The organism is Endozoicomonas sp. ALB115 (assembly GCF_049310245.1).
Taxonomy (GTDB): Bacteria; Pseudomonadota; Gammaproteobacteria; order Pseudomonadales; family Endozoicomonadaceae; genus Endozoicomonas.
Window position 1 is genome coordinate 57,499 of the sequence record NZ_JBLYZG010000009.1, and the last position, 26,510, is coordinate 84,008.

General features: G+C 48.9%; 23 protein-coding genes and 1 other RNA gene. 15 read left to right on the forward strand and 9 right to left on the reverse strand.

Features of this window, described 5'->3' with window-relative positions; translation table 11 throughout:
• Nucleotides 1-239: 239 nt before the first annotated feature.
• Both ACO6VE_RS06310 and ACO6VE_RS06315 read right to left on the reverse strand, forming a co-directional pair.
• Nucleotides 240-1,163 (reverse strand): transposase, encoded by a 924-nt coding sequence (locus tag ACO6VE_RS06310; protein ID WP_422460369.1) that lies wholly within the window; start codon nucleotides 1,161-1,163, stop codon nucleotides 240-242.
• 199 nt (nucleotides 1,164-1,362) lie between these two features.
• The gene (locus ACO6VE_RS06315; RefSeq protein WP_101745073.1) at nucleotides 1,363-1,617 is read right to left on the reverse strand and encodes a hypothetical protein; all 255 of its coding nucleotides are present in this window, start codon (nucleotides 1,615-1,617) and stop codon (nucleotides 1,363-1,365) included.
• A gap of 284 nt (nucleotides 1,618-1,901) precedes the next feature.
• On the opposite strand from ACO6VE_RS06315, the gene ACO6VE_RS06320 reads away from it, so the two are divergent.
• Nucleotides 1,902-2,297 (forward strand): hypothetical protein, encoded by a 396-nt coding sequence (locus ACO6VE_RS06320; protein WP_422450041.1) that lies wholly within the window; start codon nucleotides 1,902-1,904, stop codon nucleotides 2,295-2,297.
• Nucleotides 2,298-2,366: 69 nt separating this feature from the next.
• Here ACO6VE_RS06320 and ACO6VE_RS06325 read toward each other — a convergent pair whose 3' ends face one another.
• A complete protein-coding gene (locus ACO6VE_RS06325) occupies nucleotides 2,367-3,863 on the reverse strand; it encodes an Eco57I restriction-modification methylase domain-containing protein (RefSeq protein ID WP_422450040.1) in 1,497 nt (498 codons plus the stop codon).
• Between the two features lie 700 nt (nucleotides 3,864-4,563).
• Here ACO6VE_RS06325 and ACO6VE_RS06330 point away from each other — a divergent pair.
• The 4 genes from ACO6VE_RS06330 to ACO6VE_RS06345 all read left to right on the forward strand — a co-directional run bounded on the left by ACO6VE_RS06330 (nucleotide 4,564) and on the right by ACO6VE_RS06345 (nucleotide 9,063).
• Nucleotides 4,564-6,846 carry a hypothetical protein gene (locus tag ACO6VE_RS06330; RefSeq protein ID WP_422450039.1) on the forward strand — a complete coding sequence of 761 codons (2,283 nt, stop codon included), beginning with the start codon at nucleotides 4,564-4,566 and terminating at the stop codon, nucleotides 6,844-6,846.
• 167 nt (nucleotides 6,847-7,013) lie between these two features.
• Nucleotides 7,014-7,709 carry a hypothetical protein gene (locus tag ACO6VE_RS06335; RefSeq protein WP_422450038.1) on the forward strand — a complete coding sequence of 232 codons (696 nt, stop codon included), beginning with the start codon at nucleotides 7,014-7,016 and terminating at the stop codon, nucleotides 7,707-7,709.
• A 623-nt stretch (nucleotides 7,710-8,332) separates the two neighbouring features.
• Entirely contained in the window at nucleotides 8,333-8,629 is a 297-nt protein-coding gene (locus ACO6VE_RS06340; protein ID WP_422450037.1) for a hypothetical protein, read from the forward strand.
• Between the two features lie 50 nt (nucleotides 8,630-8,679).
• Complete coding sequence (locus tag ACO6VE_RS06345) at nucleotides 8,680-9,063, forward strand: hypothetical protein (RefSeq protein WP_422450036.1); 384 nt, start codon at nucleotides 8,680-8,682, stop codon at nucleotides 9,061-9,063.
• Nucleotides 9,064-9,332: 269 nt separating this feature from the next.
• On the opposite strand, the gene ssrA is transcribed toward ACO6VE_RS06345, so the two are convergent.
• Nucleotides 9,333-9,717, reverse strand: a transfer-messenger RNA (tmRNA) gene (ssrA, locus tag ACO6VE_RS06350).
• A gap of 414 nt (nucleotides 9,718-10,131) precedes the next feature.
• Between ssrA and ACO6VE_RS06355 the strand changes: the two genes are divergently transcribed.
• The 4 genes from ACO6VE_RS06355 to ACO6VE_RS06370 all read left to right on the forward strand — a co-directional run bounded on the left by ACO6VE_RS06355 (nucleotide 10,132) and on the right by ACO6VE_RS06370 (nucleotide 13,280).
• Nucleotides 10,132-11,190 (forward strand): aldose epimerase family protein, encoded by a 1,059-nt coding sequence (locus tag ACO6VE_RS06355; RefSeq protein ID WP_422450035.1) that lies wholly within the window; start codon nucleotides 10,132-10,134, stop codon nucleotides 11,188-11,190.
• Between the two features lie 140 nt (nucleotides 11,191-11,330).
• Nucleotides 11,331-11,681: a hypothetical protein gene (locus ACO6VE_RS06360; protein WP_209202496.1), complete on the forward strand. Its 351-nt coding sequence runs from the start codon at nucleotides 11,331-11,333 to the stop codon at nucleotides 11,679-11,681.
• A complete protein-coding gene (locus ACO6VE_RS06365; RefSeq protein ID WP_422460371.1) occupies nucleotides 11,681-12,532 on the forward strand; it encodes a DUF692 domain-containing protein in 852 nt (283 codons plus the stop codon). Before ACO6VE_RS06360 ends, ACO6VE_RS06365 begins: the two co-directional genes overlap by 1 nt.
• Entirely contained in the window at nucleotides 12,525-13,280 is a 756-nt protein-coding gene (locus ACO6VE_RS06370; RefSeq protein WP_422460373.1) for a DNA-binding domain-containing protein, read from the forward strand. The genes ACO6VE_RS06365 and ACO6VE_RS06370 overlap by 8 nt, the downstream gene beginning before the upstream one ends.
• A gap of 246 nt (nucleotides 13,281-13,526) precedes the next feature.
• On the opposite strand, the gene ACO6VE_RS06375 is transcribed toward ACO6VE_RS06370, so the two are convergent.
• Together ACO6VE_RS06375 and ACO6VE_RS06380 are read right to left on the reverse strand one after the other, a co-directional pair.
• Nucleotides 13,527-13,772, reverse strand: coding sequence for a zf-HC2 domain-containing protein (locus ACO6VE_RS06375; RefSeq protein ID WP_422460375.1), 246 nt, complete (start codon nucleotides 13,770-13,772; stop codon nucleotides 13,527-13,529).
• Nucleotides 13,766-14,362: an RNA polymerase sigma factor gene (locus ACO6VE_RS06380; protein WP_422450030.1), complete on the reverse strand. Its 597-nt coding sequence runs from the start codon at nucleotides 14,360-14,362 to the stop codon at nucleotides 13,766-13,768. The genes ACO6VE_RS06375 and ACO6VE_RS06380 overlap by 7 nt, the downstream gene beginning before the upstream one ends.
• Nucleotides 14,363-14,464: 102 nt before the next feature.
• Here ACO6VE_RS06380 and ACO6VE_RS06385 point away from each other — a divergent pair, with 102 nt between their 5' ends.
• Nucleotides 14,465-15,058, forward strand: coding sequence for a DoxX family protein (locus ACO6VE_RS06385; protein ID WP_422460377.1), 594 nt, complete (start codon nucleotides 14,465-14,467; stop codon nucleotides 15,056-15,058).
• 42 nt (nucleotides 15,059-15,100) lie between these two features.
• Here ACO6VE_RS06385 and ACO6VE_RS06390 read toward each other — a convergent pair whose 3' ends face one another.
• The gene (locus ACO6VE_RS06390; protein WP_422460379.1) at nucleotides 15,101-15,496 is read right to left on the reverse strand and encodes an acyl-CoA thioesterase; all 396 of its coding nucleotides are present in this window, start codon (nucleotides 15,494-15,496) and stop codon (nucleotides 15,101-15,103) included.
• 228 nt (nucleotides 15,497-15,724) lie between these two features.
• Between ACO6VE_RS06390 and ACO6VE_RS06395 the strand changes: the two genes are divergently transcribed.
• A complete protein-coding gene (locus tag ACO6VE_RS06395) occupies nucleotides 15,725-17,869 on the forward strand; it encodes a MutS-related protein (RefSeq protein WP_422460381.1) in 2,145 nt (714 codons plus the stop codon).
• Here the strand turns inward: ACO6VE_RS06395 and ACO6VE_RS06400 are convergent.
• Both ACO6VE_RS06400 and ACO6VE_RS06405 read right to left on the reverse strand, forming a co-directional pair.
• Nucleotides 17,759-19,345: an ATP-binding protein gene (locus ACO6VE_RS06400; protein ID WP_422450026.1), complete on the reverse strand. Its 1,587-nt coding sequence runs from the start codon at nucleotides 19,343-19,345 to the stop codon at nucleotides 17,759-17,761. The two genes, ACO6VE_RS06395 and ACO6VE_RS06400, sit on opposite strands and share 111 nt — an antisense overlap.
• A gap of 28 nt (nucleotides 19,346-19,373) precedes the next feature.
• Nucleotides 19,374-20,090, reverse strand: a complete 717-nt coding sequence (locus ACO6VE_RS06405; protein ID WP_422450025.1) for a winged helix-turn-helix domain-containing protein — start codon at nucleotides 20,088-20,090, stop codon at nucleotides 19,374-19,376.
• An 817-nt stretch (nucleotides 20,091-20,907) separates the two neighbouring features.
• Between ACO6VE_RS06405 and nrdA the strand changes: the two genes are divergently transcribed.
• From nrdA to ACO6VE_RS06425, 4 genes are all read left to right on the forward strand, one after another.
• Nucleotides 20,908-23,178 (forward strand): class 1a ribonucleoside-diphosphate reductase subunit alpha, encoded by a 2,271-nt coding sequence (gene nrdA, locus ACO6VE_RS06410; protein ID WP_422450024.1) that lies wholly within the window; start codon nucleotides 20,908-20,910, stop codon nucleotides 23,176-23,178.
• A gap of 309 nt (nucleotides 23,179-23,487) precedes the next feature.
• On the forward strand, nucleotides 23,488-24,618 hold the full coding sequence (gene nrdB, locus ACO6VE_RS06415) for a class Ia ribonucleoside-diphosphate reductase subunit beta (RefSeq protein ID WP_422450023.1): 1,131 nt from the start codon (nucleotides 23,488-23,490) through the stop codon (nucleotides 24,616-24,618).
• Nucleotides 24,619-24,709: 91 nt separating this feature from the next.
• Nucleotides 24,710-24,994 carry a class I ribonucleotide reductase maintenance protein YfaE gene (yfaE, locus tag ACO6VE_RS06420; RefSeq protein WP_101747835.1) on the forward strand — a complete coding sequence of 95 codons (285 nt, stop codon included), beginning with the start codon at nucleotides 24,710-24,712 and terminating at the stop codon, nucleotides 24,992-24,994.
• Between the two features lie 131 nt (nucleotides 24,995-25,125).
• Complete coding sequence (locus tag ACO6VE_RS06425) at nucleotides 25,126-26,283, forward strand: hypothetical protein (RefSeq protein WP_422450022.1); 1,158 nt, start codon at nucleotides 25,126-25,128, stop codon at nucleotides 26,281-26,283.
• Nucleotides 26,284-26,510 lie beyond the last annotated feature (227 nt).

Here is a 26,510-nt window from a genome sequence, read left to right on the forward strand (position 1 = left end):
GAGAAGAAAAGGACACCCAAAGATTTTGAAGGGAAGAAAAGGACACCCAAAGATTTTAAAGCCAGGATAATCAAATATTTCGTTCGCTAATTGCGGAAATGAAAGTCACAGTCAAGGAAGAGAAAAGCAATCAGAACTCAGAAATGTTCACTTATGAGCTGCCAGAGTCTATAGCGTAGTGAAGGACAGGGGCTGAAGTCAGAGTTTTTTTCAGCTTCAACAATATGGCGGACGGAAAGTTAGCCTGCAAATAGCAAAGCGCTGGTACTCTGACCATGTATCCAGGACTTTCCCATTTTTTCAGCATAACTTTTCAGTGATGCCAGCGTACCAACGGCCCGATAGAAACGGTTATTCCACTGCATGGTTTTAAACCACTCATCCGGCGGAATATCAAAAAACTTAAGTATTGAGGGAATGTTGTCGTTTAAACAACCTCGCTTACCTTGACGAACAATTCCTCCCGACCAGTCAACCAGTTCAAAATAACTACTGAGTGCATAAGGCAATGCATGGTCAGGGTTTTGTCCTGGCTCTTTGAAGGGCTTCAATTTGGCAGGTTGCTTTTTGCCGGATGGAGCTGAGTAGTATTTCGTCCGTTTGCTGATAGAAGTGTATTCAGAGGTCTCTGGCGATTTCGCCATTTTGGCTCGAACAGGGTTTAAATCAACATAGGCCATACAAGTCAGCAGAGCCGCATCGTCGAGCAGCGCCTGGCTTTTGTAACGTCCTTCCCAGAACCTTCCCTTACAGTTATCCTCTTTATTGGCTTTTCTGGCCAGATGTTCGTTGAGGCATCTCATAAACCAGCCGATATCCATCAAACGACAACGATATTCTTCAGCAAACTCATCCACCCGTAGCTTGTCTGCCTCGCGCAATTGTTCGCCAGAGAGAAATCGTTGGACCAGCATCGGGCCTGAAAATAGGGAAGACCAACGAGTGAGAATCTCATTGGTAGACCAGCTCCTGGCCTGTTTACGGTTGATGTAAAGCACGATGTGGTAATGATTGGACATGACCGCATAAGCACAAACTTCCAATGCAAAGATTGACGATAGCTGTTGAATTCGGTCTTCCCCCCATAGGCGACGGTGTTCGCAGTCCTTGCCGGAAAACGAATCTTTACCACAGAGAAAGGCTTGACGAACGCAGCGAGCCATGCAGTGGTAATAAGGTGTACAGACTGGGTCTATCAAGTTTTTCCGAGCAGTCGTCATGACTTTAGTAGCGATCTTTAAGTTTTTGATGCTTAAAAAGTAGTCGAGATGTCTGAATGATCAAGAAAAATGTGGATGTCTTATTTTTCTCAGTGAAGAGACTCTGGCGGCTGTGACCATCAGGCTGTAAAAGTAACCGCTTTCACGCCTCCGCCAGTAACGCCCGCCACTCAACCAACTTCTCTTCCAAATCAGCAATATGCGCCTCCAGCCCAGCCAGTTCCTCTTCACCAATGTGCAACCGGTCACGAACATCATGGTGCCGCTTCACCCGCCGTTGCAGAACCGACAGTTCCTCTTCAGCCACCATCACCCGCACTGCCATGGACGGGATAGACGAGTAACTGATCTTGCCCTGGTTGTTTCGTGGCACCTGTGCCAGATGGATACGATCCATAGCAACGTCTCCTTTGATATTACTTCTGCTGAGCGCAGCAGACGACTAGAAGACAATGGTACTAAGTTCAGAAACGGTATCCCATCCCCAATATGGGAAAAATGGGATTATCCTTGGCTGAGCACCCCGGATAATCGCAAGCATTGATACGTTGCAATGCGAGTATTTTACAAAAACACGGAACCAGGCGGCTCAGATAAGCAATTGAGTCGAATTATTGTGTAAATTAGTCAGAAGTATTCCGTTGTATATTCCTTTCTAATAGATCGATAAAATTCGCGCACATGTGCCAAAAGGTTGAAGTAATCATGGGCGTAGTCGACGATGCTATTGCACTGAGAAACAAACTGATTTCTGAAGAAGGGACCGCAGTGCCCGAAGAGTTTTCCGGAATATCAAAGACGAAAATTGCTGAAGTACTTCAGAGAATTGACCGAAAAACACCAGACATGGTGGATGCTGTTTTTGCTCTCCTGGATACCCGCTCCAACTGGTTCAGTAAGGCACCCATTGGTACAGCATTCAAAGATGGCGCAGCTACAGCTCACGTTGGAGCACATATTGGTATCTTACAAAGAGGCCAGAATACTAAGCTTGATCGTGAAGGAAGGGATTACTGGCTGAAACCTCTTTGGGAGAAAGGCGGCAGATCGACAGGGCCGATTGAAAAACCTTGCTGATGATACTTGGTTGTGGATTCAGGAGGACCCATCAAGAAATATTCATATTTTGCAAGCGTGATCCGCTGTCTATAAAATAGCCGACACCAGACGATTGATCTCCTCCTGAGATGGCAGCGAGCTTCCTTTTGCTCCATGCCCTAAAGCTTGCAACTGCTCTATTGTGGGGTAACGCAAGTTTCTCAGGTCTGTGGCGTTGACCTGGGTGTGCCCGTTAAACTGCCGAAAATATTGATCAACAATGGTGCTATTCAAAAACAGCCATAAGCCTCTGGCAAGATCCTGCGGCAACGGTTTGCCCAAGGCATGAAAATAGTTGGTTTTATTCTCAAAGCCTACAACGTCTACGTCAGCAACAGACGGTTCATAGAGGGAGGCAACAATCCGGCGTTTTTCTTCTTTTGCTGTCAGTCGTTTGGTCAATATATAAGTGCCGTTGGGAACCATCAGTTTGGCGGTTTCACTGTTGTTAAGCAGGGCATTCGGTTTTTTTACATTGCTTATTGGCCATACGATAGAACCATTTTTTAAATGCATGGGATAAATCAGTGGCACAGTCTGCGCTTCGGGCTCCATTCTGAGGTTATCCCTGGTCCTGAAATCAACCACTTTTCCGGTGCTGACATCAAGACCCAAATCAGACAATGAGCACGGCAAACCGCCCACCTTAACGGCGATATCGGCTTCCTGCTCTGAGGTCACAATATGGATAAAACGGTCTGGATTATCTGAATTAACCACTTCATGGAAAGGGGTGATTCGAATAATCGGTTCTGGGTCTTCAGCACAACTGCTGGATGAAATTTCCACATCCCCCTGTGGCTCCCCCTTTACCAGGTGGAAAATCACATTTTCCTGCAGGACTTTGTCGCCTTTAAACGCTTTCGTACGGCTGTTGAATACCCGGATTTTCTTGAGTGCAGTATCCTCTAACAGGATATCCCTGAATCCTTTAAAGTACGGGCCATTGCAGAAACTGCGCGGGGTAATGGCCACCAGTTCACCACCAGGCTCAAGAAGTTTGATGGCAAGTGCAACAAAGGCGGAATAGAGGTTGCCGGTTTCGATGCCTACCTGCTGGAGTAACTTTCGATGGCGGCTTTTACTGCCGATCTTGAAATAAGGTGGATTAAGAATCGCCTTGTTGTAACGAATTATAGGGGTTGCATCGACATAAATCGCCTGCAATTGATTGACAGCACTCTCAATAAAATCGGCCGGGATAATATTACTGTGCCACTGAATCTTTTGCTCCCCTGCAACTTCGGCAAACAGAGCCATGCTATTGTGCAAGTTATTAATCAAAACCTTGTCGGTTTCGTAGGCGGTAGCGGTAATTTTATTGACATCGCCTTCCTGAACCACTCTTTGCAAAAAAGCAGCGGTCAGGGAGCCAACACCTGCCCCTGCGTCCAGCAATGAGATATCGCCGCTGAGATTATCAAACATGGACGCCAACAGCTCAGCTGTTGGAGCGGGTGTCATATACTGACCTTGCTCGCTCCGTTTGGCTTGATCAAGTTTCAAGGCGGCTTGTTGCCGAATATCATCAATAATGTGTAACAAGTCCCTGAAGTCTCCATGCTTTGCTGGTTGTAATGAATCTGACAGGCTAATCGGTGCATCTGCGTTTACCAGAAAACCCAGACTGTATAAAAAAACAGTTAAACATAATGGCAAAGCTGGCCGGAAGCAACCGGGATTTTCATTATTTAAATCATTTATTGCTTCGATAGAGGGTTGATTCTAGCGGTTTATTATATAAGTAGTTAACCAAATGAAATCATATTTTCTGATTAAGTGGACAGTCACTCTCGGCAACTGTTCCTGCGTTGCTCTGGTAAATGGTTTCAATGTAATTGATGGGTTCCTTTTTCAATGACTCCCAAGCTCCGTTCGTCCTGAGCGCCCTTCGGCTCAGGATGCACGGACGAAGAGCTTAAACACCATACCCTGCATAAAGACTGTGCCAATCACCCTTCGACTCCGCTCAGGGTGAACGGAGATTGTACATATCAATCTCATCGAAATGATGTACTAGCTCCTGCATCCAGTTAGTTTTGAGAATTGCCCCCCTGCGGAGAGCTAATAGGTACTATTATCCCAAATAAACCGTCATTTAAACGCATCCAAAGGAGTATAAAATAACTTTTTTATTCAGTAATTTATAAATTAATGATGAATTCCCTGAGCTGAAATTGAATTTTTTGGACTCACAAAACTCCAACTTTAATTAACTCAAGTTATTTAAGTCAGGGATTATCAAGTGGATACTAATAACCAGCTCTTTCTATACAAACTGGACACACATTCTTCTGCTGCCCGCCGTGGCAGTGACTCTGCCCATACAGAGCAACAGACTTGCCACCGGGGAGATAAAGATCCAGGCCAACCATTTAATTTCAGTAAGAGTTTTGCGTCCACCCGGAAAAGCCTCGACAAGTACAACCCCCAGGTTGTCAGCAAAGTACACACTTTTCTCCCGAGGCGGGCTGACAAGGCTTCCTGCCTGGAACATGAAAAACTGTTCGGCATGATGATGCCAGAGATGGAAAAACCAGCACCCAAAAAGAAGAGGAAAGAGCCGGAAAGGCCTAAAGAGCTGGAAAGGCCTAAAGAACCGGCAAGGCCTAAAGAGCCGGAAAGGCCTAAAGAGCCACCTTCCCGGAAGCAAGCCGATGAGATTGAAATTTCAGACTCAGAGCTGGATGAACTGTTCGATGAAGATATAGCACTCCCTTTTATTCCTGAATTACCTGATCAGGGTTATCAGACGTTTGAAATTAAACTTTCCCAGAATTTGAGAAAAATCAGAGAGGGGAAGGGACAAAAAGCCATTTTGGAATTAAAAGAGCTATTTACTTTCAGGGCTCACGACTTTGTCTCTCCCGATAAGGAAAAAGCAGCACATCATTTTACTGAGTTCGTACGACGCGTGTATCAGCTCGACAGACAAATGCCAGCAGGAATGAAAGCAAAGGGCGAAATCATCAAGCATGCGATCGAACAAATGACCGAGAAATTGGGCATGCTGATGGACGACGTCAGAACTGCCTGCATATCGGAAGCCTTCAGTAACCCCACGTTTAAAGATGCTCTGGAGAAGGTTGAATCGGATACCGATAAATCCCTTCTTCGCAGGTTACAGACACTTTCCGCTTTTAACTTCATGAGCAATGAAGTAAACGCACTGGTAAGAGACTCTGGAGTTTCTATCCCTTCTGCTCCAGAGAGCAGAGACCCGGGCTCTGATTCTGGTGTCAATGAGCCAGACTCAAATAATGATGGCCAAAAAGAGTCAGAAGTGGAAAGAAAGCGCCGCGAAGCCATAGATAAGGAAATGGAGGAGGTAGACAGAACACTTGAAGAGGGGTGGAAATTCCTTGAACAGTCCAAAAAGAACAAAGAAGAAGAGACAAAGCCAGCGCCAGTGAGGTCGAAACCATCTACTCCACAGCCCGCAGCAAAACCTGTCACCAGCAAACCAGCTGTTGCCAGGGAAACAGCAAAGCCTGTCACTGTCACCAAAACCTACCCATCAATCGCCGACATCCGCAAGCTTAAGGGGGATATGGCTATTGCAGATGCGGTGCTGAAGTTTGTAGAAAACTGTCAAAGCGAGCCTGAAAGAAAAGAGCTGGATCAATTTCTGGAAGAGCGCTGTGCAGAAAAATCAAAAGCCATTGTCAGTGATCTTAACCGGGTCAAACAGCAGGCCATGAAACCCAGCGAATGTGTCCACAAGTTTTCACAAACCGTAGGCTACCGCCAGATTGCCGAAAAGATTGCTCCACCCTCGGCAAGAAAACTCTCTGAAATAGCAGACAATAAAAAAGTGCCTGGCAACGGGGGCAATATTGATGGAACAATGCTGCACCTGCTGAAACAATCAGTGGTCTTTCCAAAAAGCTGGGATGTCAAAGGGGATCCGGCAAAATGGACTCGCGGGGAATTTTTGGCTGAGTTTGACAAAGGAGCCTCCAGACACTCAGAGAGTCAGCGCCAATGTGTCCGGAAATACGCCGATGATATATTACGACTCTTTAAGCTGAAGCAATATCCATTCGGCTGGGGATATGACCAGGAGCGCAAAGCATCTCCTGCTGATCAGGAGTTCGAGCTTATGGCCAAGGCGATGTACGACGATTTCATTGGCAGGCCCTTATTTGATTACAGAGACTGCAAGCGGCTGGAACTATTCACAGCTCAGCAAAGACACACATTTCTGGAGACACTTTTTGGCTCAGACGTTATATCCACACTGAAACAGATCGTTGAAGGAGCCGGGACAAACACAAAACGACCAACCACCAGCGTTGAAAGGGCCAGGGCCGAGCACATCAAAAGCATGGTCATTGCCTTGTTCCATGACAAACCGACAGGTGGCTATTATCTTGTGGTTGGCAGAAGTGATCAGAGGCAGGCCTTCCCTGTAAAGGTGAGAAATCCACTGGCTCTTGACTGCTTTAATCAGGAAAAAGGGAGTAACTGCATATATAAGGCAATGGGGTTACCTGCGATTTCGGACAACTGGAATGCTGTCAGATAAGTGAGTCAAATCTGCTGGCTGAAATAAAACAGTTTGTGAGGGAATGGTTAAGAGGGAACAGGGAATTGGACTATTAACTGTGTAGCAGCCAGGAAATTTCCGTAAATGGAACTTTTTTGTAAACTTAGGATCAAAAATATAGGTAAATAAAATTTAATGACGATCTTATGCTAACCAATATTTCAAATAATCCAACAGAATTATTGCCCAAAGCTCTACCGCAATCAGCAAACTCAACAGAAGACCAACAGCGACAACCTGGCAATTTCAACTATTTGCCAGTTGAGGCGATTCAACCTAACGCAAATGAACTGGCTCAGCCTGACGAACTCCAACTGGAGCAGACATGCCATAATACCAACAAATCTATTGATCAAAGGGCTATCGAAGATTTACAGCGTCCAATTCAATTCAAGAATATGGAAGCAATAGCAAATCCTGATAAATATAAGAATTTTATATCAATTTACAACTCAGGCATATTTGAACATTCTTATACACGTTATGAATATGACCACCGCTCAGGGCTTAATTATGAGCCAAAGCAAGTAAATATAAAAAATCTCTATGCAATTATGAATCTGAGTAACACAACCCTTAAATACAGTGATAAAGTATACCCTTTGCTCACAGGGTTATTTGAAAATGGGCATGTATTTCTTATGGCACCTCGTAAAGCCTGTAATATTGTAGAAGATCCAAATAATCCCAACAATGTTTTATTTAAAGGAGATCCATCTGGTTTAAGAGTTGATGCCATTTATTCGGGGAGGACTTTTCAGGAAGTAGAGAATCTAATAAAGACAGTTCATGATAACACTCCACTATCAAACCACATCTCTCATATTCTTGAGCATGAATAGTAAGGCGCTCTGAAGCGCCTGCACCACTTTCATAAACTGGGACAGCCCACTGTCAGTGATGCCGCTGTCTCTCAACACCTCAAATTCCAAAAACTTGGATTCATATAGTTTTAGTCCTAGATTTATACATCCCACTTTCACCACCAAAATAACGTAATCATTTGATTTTGAAGCATATATTCTATTCGAATATATGGTTGGCACGATTTTTAATCGTTTAAAATCAAAATGTTACCAAGGGGTGGTGAAGGTCGGATACATACTTCTTTTGACCATAAAAATGCGATTCCATCGAAGCTGTTTCTAAAAGAGGGGTAAGGAGGCATAACAAATCAATATATCTGATGCACATCTCATATACGGAACGATTGTTCTGTTAACGCCATAATTCGCCATTCTGCCTGACTATTCGCTTTGAGCTGTCTTGCACAGGCAAGATTAAGGCTTATAAAAAAATACGCTGGATTGAACTTTACTTCTGTCAGCGTGGTCAATATTTGTTTAGTCAAATAATCCTAAAAAATTCGATTAGAGGTTCATAAATGCTAACGCTCTCTACTGCCAATAATTCCGTGGCAACTATACCACCACGGAATTCGGAGACTCTTACAATATTTTCACAGTTGAGTAAGGTTGGATTAAAAGCCAATCTCTCAGTTCAAGCTGGATTTGTTACCGCCTTTGCCTGTGATGAAATTCGCCGGAAGCATGAATTGCCTGCCAGGAATTTTGCTTTCGATAACCTGCCTCATGGTCAACGTCTTGAATACATTAAACTCAACGATTTTGGCATTACTGTCCAGGATGTGTTAATCCCGATAGTCATATTTTCTGCCAGTGGTGGCCTGACTGATTTGTATAACCTTGGTACGTCCATAGCTAAATCCATATACAACCGGACATGCAGCTACTTTGCCTGATCTCACAGATAAAAAAATCAATAATTTGTCATTTCAATCGAGGTTATACCGTGGGACCTGTCAACAACTCTGCAATTTCAGCCAATCTGCAAATGCCTCCTGCATTATCACCAATATCATCAGCTGAATTGATTAAAAAAGGCATCTTCTCAGTGTGTACTGGAGTGGCAACCGTCGCTATTTGCAATCAGATCAATGCTTTTTACAGTTCACCCGCCGAGAATTATTTTGCCAAGCGTACGACTCCCGAAGCATACCTTAAGTATCTGGAACTCAAGCAAGATGATTCAATAATTGATGAACAATCACTTGTATTGTCTTTAGTTGTTTTTGGTGCCAGTGTTGGCCATTACAAAATGTACGAAATTGGCAAATATCTACACGACAGGGCATGCAGGTTTTATGATGCTGCAATTCGACAATTGTCTCAGTAATGTTCTCAATATCCACCGTGCCATAGGGGTTGTCGCTGTGGTCGGCTCCGACGCTGAATACCCAGCACTTTCTGTCTGGAAGCTTCATGCCATTGAAATATTGGTTCTCATGAATCACCAGTGTATAAATTATTTCTATTTGTGTGTATTGAGCCAATCCGACTCACTTCAAAAAAATCCGGTTGGACACTTTCTGAACGATTAGACAAAACTACCTTCTGGTCAACCATAAAAAACCTCGTAGATGAATAACCTACGAGGTTTATATGTGGTGGAGGCGGCGGGACTTGAACCCGCGTCCGCCAGCTCTCAGCCTTTGGCTCTACATGCTTAGATCCACCTTTAGTTTTTACACCGTAGCGACCCAGTGGTCGGGGTTCTTCAGTGCGATTCTCACAGGTTTTAACCCGTCAGCCAGAGACCTGCTGATCGTGGCGAGCCCGCTTACGATGACAGTCTGAATACCGGCCAGCAGACGAGCCGGTTAGACTGGAAGCTTCGTAGTGTTAAGTACGATTAAGCAGCGGCTGCTGCAGCTTCAAAGTTGCTATCATTGGCAACTAATAGGTTTGTAGTGTTTTGATTAACGAGAACCACTACGCCCTCGGCATGCACCTCAGGGTTCAATACCGTCGTCGAATCCGAATCGCCCCCAGAGTTAATAGTTATAGAGCATAGAGGCCGATGTCGCAATGGCTGGAGATCATCAGTGGCCATATCACGCTCACGACATGACGAACCAATATGATCCGGTGGTGCAACAGGCCGGGCCATAATCGCAGCTCTGCTGCCCGATGGTGTAGTCATTGCCCAACAGCACTGGCATACGATCAGCGGTTACAAAATGTGCTAAAAATACCCACGGGCATGATGTCCATCAGTGAATTGATATACAAGCCTTGGATACTATAGCTATCTTTGGTGATAACGCTGACTGCGTGAATTTTTCTTTACCTACCAGGGATGTTCACAATTTTCCATGTGAACACTCCTCAGACCTCACTCCACTTTCTCTGCAAGTTGGGTTATGAAAGTTGGCGATTTGTTTTCCAGGGCAATGGCGTATTTATGAAGATTTTTCAGGAAGTGTTTGGAGCCACTCGCTCCGGTAAACCGGTGTATGCCTTCCGGCTCTGTAACCAGCAAGGCATGGAAGTCACCATCCTGACAATGGGCGGTATTATCCAGAGCATTCGTGTGCCGGATAAAGCAGGCAATATGGGCGAAGTCACCCTGGGCTGTGATTCGGTGGCGGATTACGAGCGGTCCAGTGCTTATTTTGGTGCCATTGTTGGCCGTTATGCCAACCGTATCGCCAGGGGAGAATTTGAACTTGAGGGTGAACCGTTTCAGCTGGCCTGCAACAATGCACCAAATCACCTGCATGGTGGCAAGGTTGGGTTTGATCATCACCTGTGGCGGGCAGAGTCCCAGACCAGTGACGACATAAGCACACTGTCCCTTAACTATGAATCAGAAGATGGTGAAGAGGGTTATCCCGGTAACCTGAGTGTCAACGTGATCTACACCCTGAATAACCAGAATGAGCTGGGTATTGAGTATCGGGCAACGACGGACGCCCCCACCGTGGTTAACCTGACCAACCACGCTTATTTCAACCTTAATGGCAGTGACGACTGTCTCAGCCACCGGCTGCTGCTGCACTGCCGCCAGTTCACCCCAACGGATGAAACGTCCATTCCATACGGTGAGATTGAGCCAGTCATTAACACCCCCATGGATTTCACCACTATGAAGCCTATTGGTCAGGATATCGCCCAAGACTTTGTTCAGCTGAAGCAGGCCAGGGGATACGATCATAACTGGGTTATCTGGACGGAGAGGGGGAATGATCGCGCTCTGACACCTGTCGCCCGAGTAGAAGAACCAGACAGTGGTCGTACCCTGGAGGTACTTACCACTCAACCGGGAGTGCAGTTCTATACCGGCAACTATCTGGCAGGTGAGCCTGCACGGGGTGGCAGCCAATATGGTATGCGGGCAGGTTTCTGCCTGGAGACCCAGCATTTTCCGGACTCCCCCAACAGGCTGGAGTTTCCTTCAACCCGGCTGAATCCCGGTGAAACCTATCAGGAAAAAACTATTTTCCGCTTTGGCCTTTTATAAAGGCCCTTTCAGGCCGGAACCACCGGCCTGAAATTATTTTTCCATTTTTTTTCAACGAATCTGTAACATCCCACCGACTTTCCCGTTGTATTGATAAGTCCGCACTTTGCGGTCGGTTAAAAAACGACAGGAGAGTCACCATGACAACAAAAACCAACAAACTGACCAACCTGGTTGCTGCCACCCTGGTTTCCGCTGCATCCGTCACCGTCAGTGCCGATATGACCGGCTCCATCAGCTCTTTGAACCAGGGCTACGAGGGCATTGTGCTGGCGGAAAAACGAGTGGATGAGGGCAAATGTGGTGAAGGCAAATGTGGTGCATCTTCGGCATCGGCCAAAGCGGACGAAGGGAAGTGTGGCGAGGGCAAATGCGGTGGCGACAGTGCCATGAAAGCGGACGAAGGCAAATGCGGTGAAGGCAAGTGCGGCGAATCAGCCAGCAAGGATGAAGAAGGCAAATGCGGCGAAGGCAAGTGCGGAGCCGCCTGATGAAGCCTGTTCCTTCACTCAGCGGTGCAGGCCTTGGCCTGCGCCGGGAGCATCTTCAGAGCCTGGCCAAAAAGGTGCCCTCCTCTGTTCAGTTTCTGGAGATTGCTCCGGAAAACTGGATTAAAGCGCCGCAACAGAGACGCCAGCTGCTGGAGCAGATTCTCGATCAGACACCGCTGGTTTGCCACGGTCTCTCCCTGTCACTGGGTGGTCCGACACCGCTGGATATGAATCTGCTGCGCGATATCAGGGCATTTCTACAGGCGCATCAGGTAGTTCGTTACACCGAACACCTGAGTTACTGCTCTGACCAGGGGCATCTCTATGACCTGATGCCTATTCCCTTTACCAAAGCGGCTTCACATTACGTGGCGGACCGGATAAAACAGACCCAGGACTTTCTGGGTGAGCCCATTGCGGTGGAGAACGTCTCTTACTACTGCGCTCCCGGGCAACAGATGCCGGAAATTGAGTTTATTCATCGGGTTCTGGAACTTGCGGATTGTGAGCTGCTGCTGGATATCAACAATATTTTTGTCAACAGCGTCAATCATGGTTATGACGCAGATACGTTTCTGAGGCAGTTGCCCACTGAGCGTATCAGCTACGGCCATATTGCCGGTCATTATGTTGAGCAGCCGGACCTTATTATCGACAGTCATGGCGCACCAGTTCGCGATGATGTCTGGCAGCTGCTTGGCAAAGCTTACCAATACCACGGCGTTTTCCCAACGCTACTGGAGCGGGACTTTAATATTCCGCCACTGGATAAACTGGTTGAAGAGCTCGATTCCATACACCGGATTCAGCACTCTGTGATGCATCAGCAGAAGGAGTACGCCTGTGGATGATTTCCAGATAGTTCAACAGCAGTTTACCGAGGCTATACGTCATCAGACTGATAATCCATTTGAGCAGATAAAGCCGGAACGCTTTGCCGTTTACTCCCGGCTGATCCGAAACAATATATCTAACTTTGTCAGCCAAGGCTTCCCGGTGTTGAAAAAGTTATTGCCGGAGGAGGCGTTCAATCATCTGGTGGATCGCTTTATTGCCGATCACCCTGCCAGCTCCCCCTACTTTATTGATATCTCCGGGGAGTTTCTGGCCTGGCTTAATACTAATCCAGTGACTGATAAGTCCCACACTCTGCCACCGTTCCTCCGGGAACTGGCCCACTATGAATGGCTGGAAACCCTGTTGCTGGGCAATGAACAGGACGAACCAGCCGCCACAGCAATCGCGGTTTTTTCAGACTGTGAAGATGCACTGATATGGTCGGTTAATGCCGTGGCCGCCGCCTACCAATACCCTGTCCATACCGTCAGCCGTGACTTTCAACCACAGGCCGCTCCCGAACAACCAACCCTGCTGATTGTTTACCGTCAGGAAAATGAAACGCGGTTTCTGACGGTGGATGCACTGGCCTGGCAGCTTTTTCAAACTGCCTCCACCCTGGATCAGCCGGTGAACCGGGAGCAGCTTATCAAACAGACATTGCAACATCTGACGACGGCTGAGCGAACCCGGGTCAAGCCTTATGCTGAGCAGGCATTGATGCGTTTTTATCAACTGGGTTTGATTGTGGGAAGGCTTTAAAGCAAGAATAATATTCGACAGTTATGACTAAAAAACCCAGGGGCACTCTACCCCTGGGAGCCTGACCGAGAATAGCGCCCGTAGCGAGGATGGCAGAAAATTGAGGATAAAAATTCGGTTTTGTGAGGTGAATAGCGGGGCTATTTGCCGAACAAAAGCGGATTTTTAGACCAATTTGCTGCCACCGCACGACTGCATGGATGCAGGAGCTAGGGCAACGCAGGAGCAGTTGCCGCGTAGGGCAGTCTATTCTCGGTCAGGCTCCCAGGGTGAACCGTTAATTTTATCCATGACCGACTTCACTTCATCATCAGACGCCGGTTCACTGACGGAGTGCTCTGCCAGCTTTTTAATGGCGGCAAACTGTTTGAGAAAACGTCGGCAATGGTGGCACATGATCAAATGCATTCGCATACTCAGACGCTGTTGCCAGTTCAGCTCGTCATCCTGAAGCTGACCCGCCATTTGCTCGATATCCCGACATTTCAACATCGGCCTGTCTCCTGAAACTGTTCAATACCGGAATACAGCGTTGCCCGCGCCCGGTGCAGCAGAACCCTGACATTGGCTGCGGACTCACCGATAAAACCGGAAATATCATCCAGTGACATCTGGCTGAAATCTTTCAAGCCAAACACCAGACGCTGCTTCTCCGGCAACATGGTGATCTTATGGTTCAGGCAGTCCATCAGTTCCCGTTTATCCAATAGCGCCCCCGGCCCATCGATGTGCCAGTTGGAAGGCGGCTGTTGCCAATGGCCATCTTCTTTAAAACGATGGGCCAGCGGCGCTTCTTCCGGAGCATCGGACAGCAGCTCACGTTTCTGCCGACGATAGCGGGAACGGGCTTCATTGGCGGTAATGGTCAGCAACCATCCCTTGAAACTGCCTCTGGGCTGCCATTGAGGCAGTTTCTGATGCACCGTCAACCAGGCTTCCTGGACAATCTCATCGGCATCACTTTCGCCCACAATCGGCAGGGCAACGAAGCGCATCAAGCGATAGTAATGCTTCACCAGCACTGTAAACGCCTGCTGATCACCATTTTGTGCCTGTTTTATTATTAACGCTTCATCGTCCATATCGTTACAAACCCGGAATGAAAAAATGACCTGCACACTGTAACAATCCCACGGCTGAAACGTTGAGTGAATAACTCAATAAGAACATCCAGGGAATCAGCCATGAATAAGATCCTGTCACTCTACCAAAAAACAGCAGGTTACCTCCATCACGCTGATGGGCTTCCATTGCTGGCCCTGCGTCTGTACCTTGCCCCCATTTTCTGGATTGCCGGCACCAACAAACTGGCGCACTTTGACGATATTGTGGTGTGGTTTGAGCATGGACTGGCCCTCCCCTTCCCCTGGCTGATGGCAGCACTGGCGACCTGGACAGAGATTATCGGCGCTGTGCTGCTGGTGGCCGGCCTGGGCATTCGGTTGATTTCAGTCCCATTGATCATCACTATGCTGGTGGCTATTTTCGCGGTGCACTGGCCCCATGGCTGGCAGGCCATTGCTGACCCGGGCAGCTTTGCTGCCAATGAACACGCCGCTGAAGCAACCCAAAGACTGAATGGGTTTCTGGGCTGGCTGAAGTCAAACCATCCCGGCCGCTACCACTATATTACCGAGTTTGGCAAGCCGGTGATTCTGAACAATGGCATTGAGTTTGCCGCCACCTACCTGGTGATGTTGCTGGTGCTGGTTTTCCAGGGAGCCGGACGTTATGTCAGTCTGGATTATTTTGCCGGAAGGAAACTGCTGAACAAATAACGATCAGAAACGTCAGACAAGCGCTGACGTTTTTATCCTTTGTCATGCCAGTGGAAATACCCGGTCAATGTCTTCTGATAGAAAAGGCCGCCCTTTAGCGTTCACTGATGTACCAATAACCAGCGCATCGATGGCCAGCCTGTTATCCCGTTTCCGGAAGATTTTCTGTTTAAAACCAAATTTCAGTTTGGAAAGTCGCACGGGTTCTACTTCTACATAAAACTCGTCCCCGGGTACCAGCGACATTTTGTAATCCATCTCACTTCTCAGCACCACCAGATGAATTTTCTCTGCAGCCAGCCTGGCAAAGTCGATAGCGTTAGCGTGCAGAAACTCATGCCGTGCATGCTCCAGATAATTGAAATAGACACTGTTGTTGACGATTCCCTGCAGGTCGCACTCATAGTCGCGAACCTTCATCTCCAGACGGAATGACATGCTTTACTCCCTCGATCAATCGCTTGAAATGGATCACATCATCAGTGTATGGCGAGACTATGGCTTCTCATCTATTTTTACACAAGCTTACGGGGATATGAGTTGCTCAATTGACAATAAATCCGCTCATTGGCCTAAAAAACCGGGATTGTAACCCTGATTACCCAAAGGCCTCTGATGTGCAACATGAAATGTTAAACAATAAAAACTGTCCATCGAAAATACCCAATGAAATCAAGAGCCACTGATTATTTAATATTCCTGTTAATCACATCCATTACCACAAGTCTTAATGCTGACGCAGGCATGGAGATCACCAACACTTATCAGCTGATACATGATCACCTGGCAAAAATCCACTCCGCAGATAAATACAAAAACGCCATAAACTCGCGTAACCAGAAACAGGAGTTACCTGAAATTCTTCTGTCCCCGGGAGAAAGACGCAGCATTCTTTTGCAAAATTTTTCCCGTACTCATAAAACGGGCAACGAGATAATGACCCATCATGCCGTTAAAGACCTGCATATTCTCAGTGGCACCGTACAAAACCCCGGACATAGCCTGCTCGGCAATTTAGGCTCTCCGATGACGGTCGCTGGTGAAATTATGCTGGCCAACCTGCTGATATCCCCAATTACGGATATAGAGGTTCTTGAAAAACGCCAAAACGCACTTCAATACTTGCTGGATCACCCCAAAGTCATCTTTCAGATTGAGGAGCAACTGATCCGCTATGCCGCGGATGAAGATGGACTCATTGCCCTGCTCGACCCTTCTGATGCCGTGAACAGCCCCCATTTTGATGAGATTGATTACCAGACATACATTCCGGGGCTCACCTCCGATGCCTTCTATGAAGAGATTGCCCGCCGATTAAACGACATCATTAGTGTTATGAGTGCATTGAATGTACCTATCGGCCTGATCGGGTCGACGCTGCTTGGCAAGTTTGACTCGCAATACGGGATTATTCATGGGCTTCTCAATTCAGCCATCAACCTGCCAGCCAATATGAACCTGGCCATCTCTGAAATGCACGATCACTTTCAGGGGCTTCCACCACCGGTCAAAATTTTCACCTTCGGTAGCTTTGCGGTACTGCAAATGATCGCCATTTATCAATCATACTGGCTCTTTCAGGATAATCGGGCCGCTTACACGTTTGTCATGGAGCGCAGCCGCAGACCCGGAAGAGCATTGGCCAGCGCCAGAGAACTAAAGCAACTGGCCCGGCATCACCCGGCCCTTGAGGATATTCTGGACCATGACAGCGGCTTCCTGAAATTTCGCAATTCCACCCAGATTCAGGAGATAGCCACACTGTTAAACGATGCGCCAGAGAAAACACCCGACACACTCACCTATCTGGTAACCAACATGGGACGCTACAAAAGAAGCCTGATGCTGCTGCGCCGAAACCACATCCCACTGATCAGGATTATGCAGGCCACCGGTGAGATTGATGCCTGGCTGACCGTTGCCAAGCTGCTGCGGTCGTCTTCTTACCGGGAAAATAATCCGTTGTGCTTTGCACAATATCAAGTATCAGCACAACCGGGTATCGAGCTTCAGGGCTTCTGGAACCCTCTGCTCTCCCCTGCCATTGCGGTTTCCAATGACCTTGCCGCCAACCACGCCATAGCACCGACCAATATCATTATTACCGGGCCGAATGCTGCAGGAAAATCCAATGCCATGATTGCTGCTGCACTCAACGTCATTATGGCGCAGACACTGGGTATATCTCCGGCTGCGTCCTTTAAACTGACACCATTTTCCTTTATTCATACCGTCATTGAGCCTGAAATGATTACTGGCGTTTCCAGTTTCAGCGCAGAATCAAAACGCGCTATCAAGCTGCTGGAGGCATTACGCGCATTGGAGACTGGTCAGTTCAGCATTGCTTTTCTGGATGAAATTTTCAGCAATACCAGCCCTGAAGAAGGGGAGATCGGTGCACTCACCTATATAAAATCGATTGGCGATTTACCCGGGACGATCAGCATTTCTTCTACCCACTATGCCCGGCTGGCCTCACTGGCTGATCAGTTCCCGGACAGGTTTCAAAATCTTCATGTCAGCGCTGAGATCAACAGTGAAGGCCGCCTGCACTATGATTATGTCCTGAAACCCGGCTTCTCAACCCAGAACGTTGCCTTCCATATTCTCAAAGAGGAAGGCGTCCAGGAGGACTTTCTTGAAATTCTTCAAGATCTTCTTGATGTTCCCGGGGAGACGTTCCCGGAAACATCAGAAACTTTAATGCCTCTGCTTCCTGGGCCAGACCAGACTGAACCGGGCTCCCCCCAGGGGACTGTGGCTGACCAGCGCCCGCCCCCCATGCCAGTACATAATCCGCCGGACGATTGAGAGCCCCAGACCATAGCCTCCTGACTTGCGTGTTCTGCTGTCGTCCAGTCGGGAAAAAGCAGAAAATACCCGTTCCCACTGCTCTTCCGGAATCCCGGCCCCGTCATCATCCACATCAATACGACAAGTGTCCTGGGTGGATGAAAAACGCACCTGAACTTTACTGTCCGCATAGCGACAGGCATTGCCTACCAGGTTCTGTATCGCCCGATGAATATAGCGCCGGTCAATTTCGACAAACCGCCTCGGGTTTAACACATTGCAGGGAATATGCTCGATCTCAACCCGGTTCTGTAATCTGAGATGCTCGCCAACCACCTGGGCCACTACTTTATCAACGTCATGACGTTTCAAACGGAGGGTCGGGGTTCCCTGCTCCAGGTTGGCATAGGTCAGAAACTCATCCACCAGATGATCCAGTTCCTGGATATCCTGGTCCATGCCCTCCAGCTGGGCCTCCCGCGCTTCCTGTGTTCTGGCATCGGCAATCAAATCCAGGCCAAAGCGCAACCTTGCTACGGGGGTTCTTAATTCATGGGATACGCCATGAATCATCTCTTTTTGCAGACTCAGCAGACGCTGAATATGGTCGGCCATGGCATTAAACGCCATGGCCAGGCGACCAATGGAATCCGCCCCGCCAACATTAACCCGTACTTCAAAGTCTCCCCGGCTAAAGCGTGTCGCCGCTCTTTCCAGTTTTCGCAGCCGCTTCTCCATTCCCCTGACCAGGATATAGATGGCAAGGCTCAGAGAGATCAAGACGAACAGCCCCAGGGTCAGGATCAGTTTAAAAGGATAAGGGTTCAGTAATTTCAATGGACCAAGATGGAGTATCTGATCACTGTCCTTCATCTGGGCATAGAGCTGGAGCGATTCATCCCTGATGTTCAACACAGTCACAATACTGCCCTGCTGCAACTGGGTGTTTTGCAGGGGCGTTAACGACGTAGCGGAGTGAACAATGGACACAGGAAAGCTCAGCGATTCTCCGGATCGCTGAGCCAATACCGTCACTCGCTCATCCGCAGAGTAATGGCTGAGCAGGTGTCTGAGAAAAACAATGGTACCACTTGCCATTTGTTCAGATATCTCCGCCACCCGTCCCTGCAACAACCACCGGTCATCAATCAAGGCGGTAATAACTGCGGCCTTTTCCGTCAGCATCTGAACATCAATCCCCCCTAAAGAGAGCTGCTCAATCTCTTTAGGTGTGAAGTCGGATCGCTCCAAAGGCAACATTGAAAAAGGAATCGACAGTTTATGTCCCCACTCTCCCAGCCACTTATGCCGCTGCTCTTCTGGCATGGCGGCCAGTACTTCAGAGACGAGACGGAAGGTCCCTCGGGCCATATCTTCCCGGTACTCGGCCAATCGAACACCATTGACAATAGTGACCACTATGCCAGACAGCACTGAGACCAGAACCAGGGAAAACAGCAGGCCGCCATAGATACGAAGAAAAATACTGCTCATGACGCTATGCCAGCAACTTACTCATTTGTCACATGCTCTTCACAAAAAGATACCCTTTACTGCGCACCGTCTTGATCAGACGAGGGTGCATCGGGTCGTCGCCAATTTTGGGGCGAATGCGTGAAACCCTGACATCGATGGAACGGTCCTGACCGTCGTATTCAATCCCGCGCAACTGGGCAAAGATCTCTTCCCGGCTCAACACCCGGCCAGCATTTGAACAGAGCAGCCAGAGCAGATCAAATTCAGCGCTGGTGAGGTCGACGCTCTGGTCATCCAGCCAGGCCTCACGCATGGAGTTATCAACCACCAGCGCGCCAAAGCGAAGGCTATTCTGCACTTCCGGCTCGTCTTCTAACGGTGCCGAGCCCCTTCTCAGCAGGGCTCTTATACGGGCAAGCAATACTCTTGGACGGACCGGTTTGGCAACATAATCATCCGCACCCATTTCCAGCCCCAGCACTTCGTCAAGGTCATCGGTGCGGGCAGTCAGCATCAGTATCTGACCATGATACTGGCCTCGCACCCGGCGACAGATGGACACCCCATCTTCCCCCGGCAGCATCAGATCCAGTACCACCAGATCGGGGCGCTCACTCAAAATACGTTCAACGGCCTTACCACCATCACCTTCCACCGACACCTGAAGGCCATTATTTTCAAGATACTCACGGGTCAGGGTTGCCAGACGCTCATCATCCTCAACAATCAGGATGCGACCCGTTTCTGCATTATCCAAAGCCATTGTTTTACACCCCAGGGTTTAAGAGACGAAATATTGAAAGCGGCAAAAAACCGGCACTTCACTGGCAATCTGATGGTTTATGGGCCGTAGATGTTACACTACCGACGATCGAACGTCCTCCCCGGAACCGGAGCAGGCCCAAACATTTCTGAATCAACGTCCGGAAGCCAGAGTATTCATGATTTTTTTCTCCGAAGCGGACTCAGAATATTTTTTTATTTTGACAAAATCCCATCTTGAGCTTGCAAACTTCTCGTTCTGTCTGAAAAAGTTACCCGGGAGTTAGTGGGCACCAACACCGAAAGAAATCCACATCTTATCCACAGCAACCCCCCGCTTTTATCGGCTTGAATTTCTCCCGACTGCGCATTATCTTGTGTAGATAAACGGCCGCTACACTATATATGGTACCCCTCGCTGCTGAGTAACACATTGCCGCCTGAGCAACCCGGCATACCGGAAATGCCTCAGGCAACAGTCCAGCCAAACAGCGGATTTACTGTTGGCAGCAGCACATAACGGAAGAGCGGACGGTAATCAGGGAAGAATGCTTATACAGATTGTCAGCTGCGCGGCCTCGCGGTTCCGCCGCTACAGCCTGTCTCGCAGAGGCGGGGATCTGACTCATCAGGTATATCCCGGACAGATTCATAGTCTCACAGCCACCGCAGTGTACAGTGGCTGGCGATAAGACAGTGATGGACAGCACGTGCAGTAATACTGTCTGCTGGTCTGACCGGGCCATGAAGCGTGCTGCAAGGTCATTGATAGCCGCGCTTGATCAAGCGTGTTCATTGAATACACAGGTAAGGGCTGAATGAATAAAAATATCCTGGTCACCAAGCGTGACGGAGATAAGGAACAACTGGATCTTGAGAAGATCCATAAAGTGATTACATGGGCAGCCGAGGGCCTGGACAACGTCTCCGTTTCTGAAGTTGAACTTAAGTCTCACATACAGTTCTACGATGGCATCAAGACCACGGATATCCATGAAACACTGATCAAATCCGCTGCCGACCTGATTTCGGCCCAGGCTCCAGACTATCAGTATCTGGCTGCCCGCCTGGCCATCTTCCACCTGCGGAAAAAGGCCTACGGCCAGTTTGAACCGCCCGGGCTGTATAGCCATGTGGTCAAACTGGTGGAGATGAAGAAGTATGACCAGCACCTCCTGACGGACTACAGTGAAGCTGAGTTTGATCAGATGGAACGCTTTATTGATCACCGCCGGGATATGAACTTCAGCTATGCGGCGGTCAAGCAACTTGAGGGCAAATACCTGGTGCAAAACCGGGTAACCGGCGAGTACTACGAGAGCCCCCAGATTCTGTACATGCTCATTGGTGCCTGCCTGTTTGCACAATACCCGAAAGAGACTCGCCTGGATTTCATTGAGCGTTTCTACCATGCGGTGTCCACCTTCAGACTCTCTCTGCCCACCCCGATCATGTCCGGGGTACGTACACCTACCCGTCAGTTCAGCTCTTGCGTACTAATTGAATGCGGGGACTCACTGGACTCCATCAATGCCACGTCCAGCGCTATTGTTAAATACGTCAGCCAGCGGGCGGGGATTGGTATCAACGCCGGTAATATTCGCGCCCTGGGCAGCCCGATCCGTGGGGGAGAAGCCTTCCATACCGGCTGTATCCCTTTCTACAAGCACTTCCAGACGGCCGTAAAATCGTGCTCTCAAGGTGGTGTTCGCGGTGGCGCAGCGACCCTCTTCTACCCGATCTGGCACCTGGAAGTTGAAAACCTGCTGGTTCTGAAAAACAACCGGGGGGTGGATGATAACCGCGTTCGCCACCTCGACTATGGCGTGCAGTTTAACAAGCTGATGTACCAGCGCCTGATCGAAGGCGGTAATATCACCCTCTTTTCACCCAGCGATGTGCCGGGACTTTATGATGCGTTCTTTGCTGACCAGGAAGCGTTTGAAAGGCTCTATAAGCAATATGAGCAGGACAGCAGCATCCGTAAGACCACGCTGAAGGCGATTGAACTCTTTTCACTGTTTGCCTCCGAGCGGGCCAGTACCGGGCGGATCTACCTGCAAAACGTCGATCACTGCAATACCCACAGCCCATTTGATCCGGCAGTGGCCCCGGTTCGCCAGAGTAACCTGTGCCTGGAAATTGCCCTGCCCACCAAACCCCTGGATCATATCCATGACGAAGAGGGCGAGATTGCCCTGTGCACCCTGGCCGCATTTAACCTGGGTGCCCTGAAGGATCTGGCAGAACTGGAAGAGTTGTCAGAACTGATTGTGCGTGCCCTCGACAGCCTGCTGGACTACCAGGACTACCCGGTTGCTGCTGCTTACAACTCAACCATGGGACGGCGTCCCCTGGGTGTCGGGGTGATTAACTTCGCCAACTACCTGGCCAAAAACAATGTCCGGTATTCGGATGGCTCCGCCAATGGCCTGACCCACCGCACCTTTGAAGCCATTCAATACTACCTGTTGAAAGCGTCAAACAAGCTGGCCAGAGAGAAAGGCACCTGCTCCAAATTCAATGAGACCACGTATGCCAAGGGTATCTTACCTATCGATACCTACAAACGTGACCTTGATACGGTTTGTGAAGAGTCCCTGCATCTTGACTGGGAAAGCTTGCGTGAGGAGATCAAGTCGTTCGGCCTGCGCAACTCAACACTGACCGCCCTGATGCCATCCGAGACATCATCCCAGATCAGTAACGCCACCAACGGTATTGAGCCGCCCCGGGGCTTTGTCAGCGTTAAGGCCAGCAAAGATGGCATTCTCAAGCAGGTTGTTCCTGATTTCGTCGAGCTTAAGGATCGTTATGAACTGCTCTGGAACATCCCGAACAACGATGGCTACCTTCAGCTGGTTGCCATCATGCAGAAGTTTGTCGACCAGACGATCTCAGCCAACACCAACTATGATCCCGGTCTCTTTGAAGGCGGCAAAGTTCCGATGAAGCTGCTGCTGAAAGACCTGCTGACCGCTTACAAACTGGGCGTAAAAACACTGTATTACCACAATACCCGTGATGGTGCCGCTGACGCTCAGAATGACATGGATGATGACTGCGCAGGGGGGGCCTGCAAAATCTGATGAACATCCCTTGTCAGAACTATTGATCAATAGCGAACAGCAATCCTGTCTATAGCGCAAATGCTTATAGATAAATAACGCGGTTCGCATCACTCTAGGAGCCTGTCGGACTTAAGACTGTCCTACTGCGGTTGCGATAAATTGGTCTAAAAATTCCTGCTTCTTCGTCAAATAGCCCCGCTATTCTCCTCAGAAGCAGAAATTTTTATCCTCAATTTCTCGCAATCCTCGCTACGGACCCTTAAGTCCGACAGGCTCCCAGGCCAGCAAACCATACGCGGAAACCACTGAATTGGGGCAAATCGAACAATGACATACACCACATTTAACCGGGAACACTTCAATGCTACTCAGGAGCCCATGTTCTTTGGCCGTAATGTCAATGTATCCCGTTATGATGTCCAGAAATACCCGATCTTTGAGAAGCTGATTGAGAAGCAGCTCTCCTTTTTCTGGCGTCCTGAGGAGGTGGACCTCTCAACCGATCGCCGTGACTTTGCTGCGCTTCCCGATCATGAAAGGCACATCTTTCTCAGCAACCTGAAATACCAGACCCTACTGGACTCGGTGCAGGGCCGCTCACCGAACGTTGCCCTGCTGCCTATTGTTTCCCTGCCGGAACTGGAAACCTGGATCGAAACCTGGGCCTTCAGTGAGACCATCCACTCCCGTTCCTATACCCATATTATCCGCAATATCGTCACCGAACCGGCCCGTATCTTCGACGATATCGTGACCAATGAGGCGATTACCAAACGCGCCCGGGACATCACCCGCTACTACGACGCCCTGATCGAAGGTGTCAGCCTTTACCATCAGCTGGGTGAAGGTAAACACACCGTTAACGGCGAAGAAATCAACATCAGCATTACCGACCTGAAGCGCAGGCTCTACCTCACTGTGGTGTCTGTGAACGTATTGGAAGCGATCCGTTTTTACGTCAGTTTTGCCTGCAGCTTTGCCTTTGCCGAGCGCTCCACAATGGAGGGCAATGCCAAAATCATCAAATTGATCGCCCGCGATGAAGCTCTTCACCTGACCGGCACCCAGCATATCCTGCAACTGCTGGCCGATGGCAAAGATGACCCGGAAATGGCAGTGATTGCCCGTGAGCTGAAAGACCAGGCCAGGCAGATTTTTATCGACGCGGCAGAACAGGAAAAAGACTGGGCAGACTACCTGTTCCGTGATGGCTCCATGATTGGCCTGAACCGGGACATTCTTGGCCAGTACGTTGAATACATCACCAACCAGCGGATGGTTGCCGTCGGCTTTGAACCGGCGTTTGCCATCAAACAGAACCCTCTGCCCTGGATGAACAGCTGGCTTAACAGCGACAACGTTCAGGTTGCGCCTCAGGAGGTGGAGGTCAGCTCCTACCTGGTTGGACAAATAGACAGCGAAGTGCAGTCCGAAGATTTCAGCAACTTTTCGCTATAAGTCCTGCATTAAAAAACAGTGTAAGCAGTTCCGATACCCAACGTCCCATAGCCAGGCCTGTTTCAAGCCTGGCTGATACAGGCGAAACACCATGGCTCATATTGTTAAGATTCTTGAAGGCTTCAGCTTTATTCCCCGCAAAGAGCTGACGCTTCTGGAAGCCCTTGAGCAGGAAAACGTCGACATGGAGTATCAATGCCGTGAAGGGTTTTGTGGCAGCTGCCAGGTCACCCTTGTTGATGGTGAAGTCACCTATACCACCGACCCCATCGCCTTTATTCCGGAAGGAAAAATACTGACCTGCTGCTGCCAGCTGAACAGTGACGTCACCATTGAAATCCCGGGCGGGTGCAAAATGAAGAAACACAACTTGTAAGCCTGTTATTCCACCCTCATCAGCGGATCAGGCGCTTTGATTAATCCCCTCACACCTTTAAATTTGAACGTTAGCCTCTTTTTCTGGTCATAGTTATTAACCTCTGGTTTTATATTGGTCAGGAAAGCCCCATGCACCCTAACTCTATACGCCTAATCATTGCAGTCCCCTTACTGCTGAGCATTCTCAGTTTGTTCGCTATTGCTGACGCCACGCCACAGGCGTCTGGCATCACCGCTGAATGGACTGCGCCGCCACCCGCCAATTCCGGCATGGAGCCTGAACAAACGCCCGAATCCAATGAAAACGATCAACAGCAAACCGTTCAAAAAAGAACCGTAGACTACCGGGCCACCACTGAACTGCTATTGGAGCGTTACCCCTATGCCTTGATGAGCTATTTTTCCGAAATGGACGCAATCCTGACCTCCGATGATCCGGAAAAACAGATATTTGCTATTTTCAGGCTCTCTTACCTGGGCTCCAGACAGTTTCTATTCGTGGCGGACCCGGAAGCCATCCCTGAGCAATGGCAGCCCCATTTTACCAGCACCGCCGAGGAGAAACGAAAATCTGGCCAGACCCGCCACCAGATAATCGGCCAGGTCACTATCCCGGACTCGAACATCAAGGTCAGGGTATTTAAACTGACTGAAGACCCTTCATCCAACGCCCAGACCAAGAGCAAGATCGTTCTGGCCCTGGCCGGTGAAAAGTCCGATGAGGCTGTCCAATGCCTGGTTACCCAATCAAAACCCGCTCACCCCGGCAGCTCTCCCTGCTCTCTTGCGGTAAAACAGCTGCAGGATATCAGCGATCTCGCTGATTCCCTGAAAGATATGTATCCGGACCATTCAGTGGAGATAACCGGTTACTCCTTCAGCGGCGCTATTGCCCAGGCCGCCATGTCAATATCCGAGACCATTGAGCAAGCCTACATTTTCAACAGCTACGGTATTCACCCAAGCTGGTTGGCAGGTATGCCCGACAGCCGATTGGCCAGAATTCATCACTCCTATGTTGAAGGCAGCTTTCTTCATGGACAGGACTATAATCCGCTCAGCCGATATTCCCGATGGAAACTGCCGCCGAACAAGGTGGTGGTTGCCGGGATGAAGATTCCTTCCAGCGGGCTTGAAACCAACATACGACATATCTACCAGCTGAACCATCATGACAGCTGGCTGGACACCTTTTATAACTTTGTCACCAGCATCTGGATCTTACACTCCAAAGAGTCGGTTCTAAGGGCATTTGAGGCAAGTTTAAAGCTTGATCTCCCCTGGTAATTTCTTCAGACAAGAGCGTGAGCGGGACTGGCCAGTCTCCGGTCAGGCCGCCGCCCCTGGCCAGAACACTGAAATCCCTTGACCAACGACAGTTGAAGTGTAAAATGCCATACAATTTGTCAACCGGACTGCTTTTACCCAACAAAGAAGCTGACTGATTGACCAAAAAGAGTTAACCTGAACGACACTCACCCGGGATAAGGTTTCGATGACACTGCACATGAACC

Coding starts and splice junctions, on each gene's coding strand:
- ACO6VE_RS06315 (WP_101745073.1), bottom strand. CDS start 1,617: ATGGATCGTATCCATCTGGCACAGGTGCCACGAAACAACCAGGGCAAG.
- ACO6VE_RS06320 (WP_422450041.1), top strand. CDS start 1,902: ATGTGCCAAAAGGTTGAAGTAATCATGGGCGTAGTCGACGATGCTATT.
- ACO6VE_RS06365 (WP_422460371.1), top strand. CDS start 11,681: ATGAAGCCTGTTCCTTCACTCAGCGGTGCAGGCCTTGGCCTGCGCCGG.
- ACO6VE_RS06405 (WP_422450025.1), bottom strand. CDS start 20,090: ATGGCTTTGGATAATGCAGAAACGGGTCGCATCCTGATTGTTGAGGAT.
- ACO6VE_RS06375 (WP_422460375.1), bottom strand. CDS start 13,772: ATGTTGAAATGTCGGGATATCGAGCAAATGGCGGGTCAGCTTCAGGAT.
- ACO6VE_RS06425 (WP_422450022.1), top strand. CDS start 25,126: ATGCACCCTAACTCTATACGCCTAATCATTGCAGTCCCCTTACTGCTG.
- nrdB (WP_422450023.1), top strand. CDS start 23,488: ATGACATACACCACATTTAACCGGGAACACTTCAATGCTACTCAGGAG.
- ACO6VE_RS06335 (WP_422450038.1), top strand. CDS start 7,014: ATGCTAACCAATATTTCAAATAATCCAACAGAATTATTGCCCAAAGCT.
- yfaE (WP_101747835.1), top strand. CDS start 24,710: ATGGCTCATATTGTTAAGATTCTTGAAGGCTTCAGCTTTATTCCCCGC.
- ACO6VE_RS06385 (WP_422460377.1), top strand. CDS start 14,465: ATGAATAAGATCCTGTCACTCTACCAAAAAACAGCAGGTTACCTCCAT.
- ACO6VE_RS06355 (WP_422450035.1), top strand. CDS start 10,132: ATGAAGATTTTTCAGGAAGTGTTTGGAGCCACTCGCTCCGGTAAACCG.
- ACO6VE_RS06380 (WP_422450030.1), bottom strand. CDS start 14,362: ATGGACGATGAAGCGTTAATAATAAAACAGGCACAAAATGGTGATCAG.
- ACO6VE_RS06400 (WP_422450026.1), bottom strand. CDS start 19,345: ATGAGCAGTATTTTTCTTCGTATCTATGGCGGCCTGCTGTTTTCCCTG.
- nrdA (WP_422450024.1), top strand. CDS start 20,908: ATGAATAAAAATATCCTGGTCACCAAGCGTGACGGAGATAAGGAACAA.
- ACO6VE_RS06310 (WP_422460369.1), bottom strand. CDS start 1,163: ATGGCTCGCTGCGTTCGTCAAGCCTTTCTCTGTGGTAAAGATTCGTTT.
- ACO6VE_RS06390 (WP_422460379.1), bottom strand. CDS start 15,496: ATGTCATTCCGTCTGGAGATGAAGGTTCGCGACTATGAGTGCGACCTG.
- ACO6VE_RS06360 (WP_209202496.1), top strand. CDS start 11,331: ATGACAACAAAAACCAACAAACTGACCAACCTGGTTGCTGCCACCCTG.
- ACO6VE_RS06395 (WP_422460381.1), top strand. CDS start 15,725: ATGAAATCAAGAGCCACTGATTATTTAATATTCCTGTTAATCACATCC.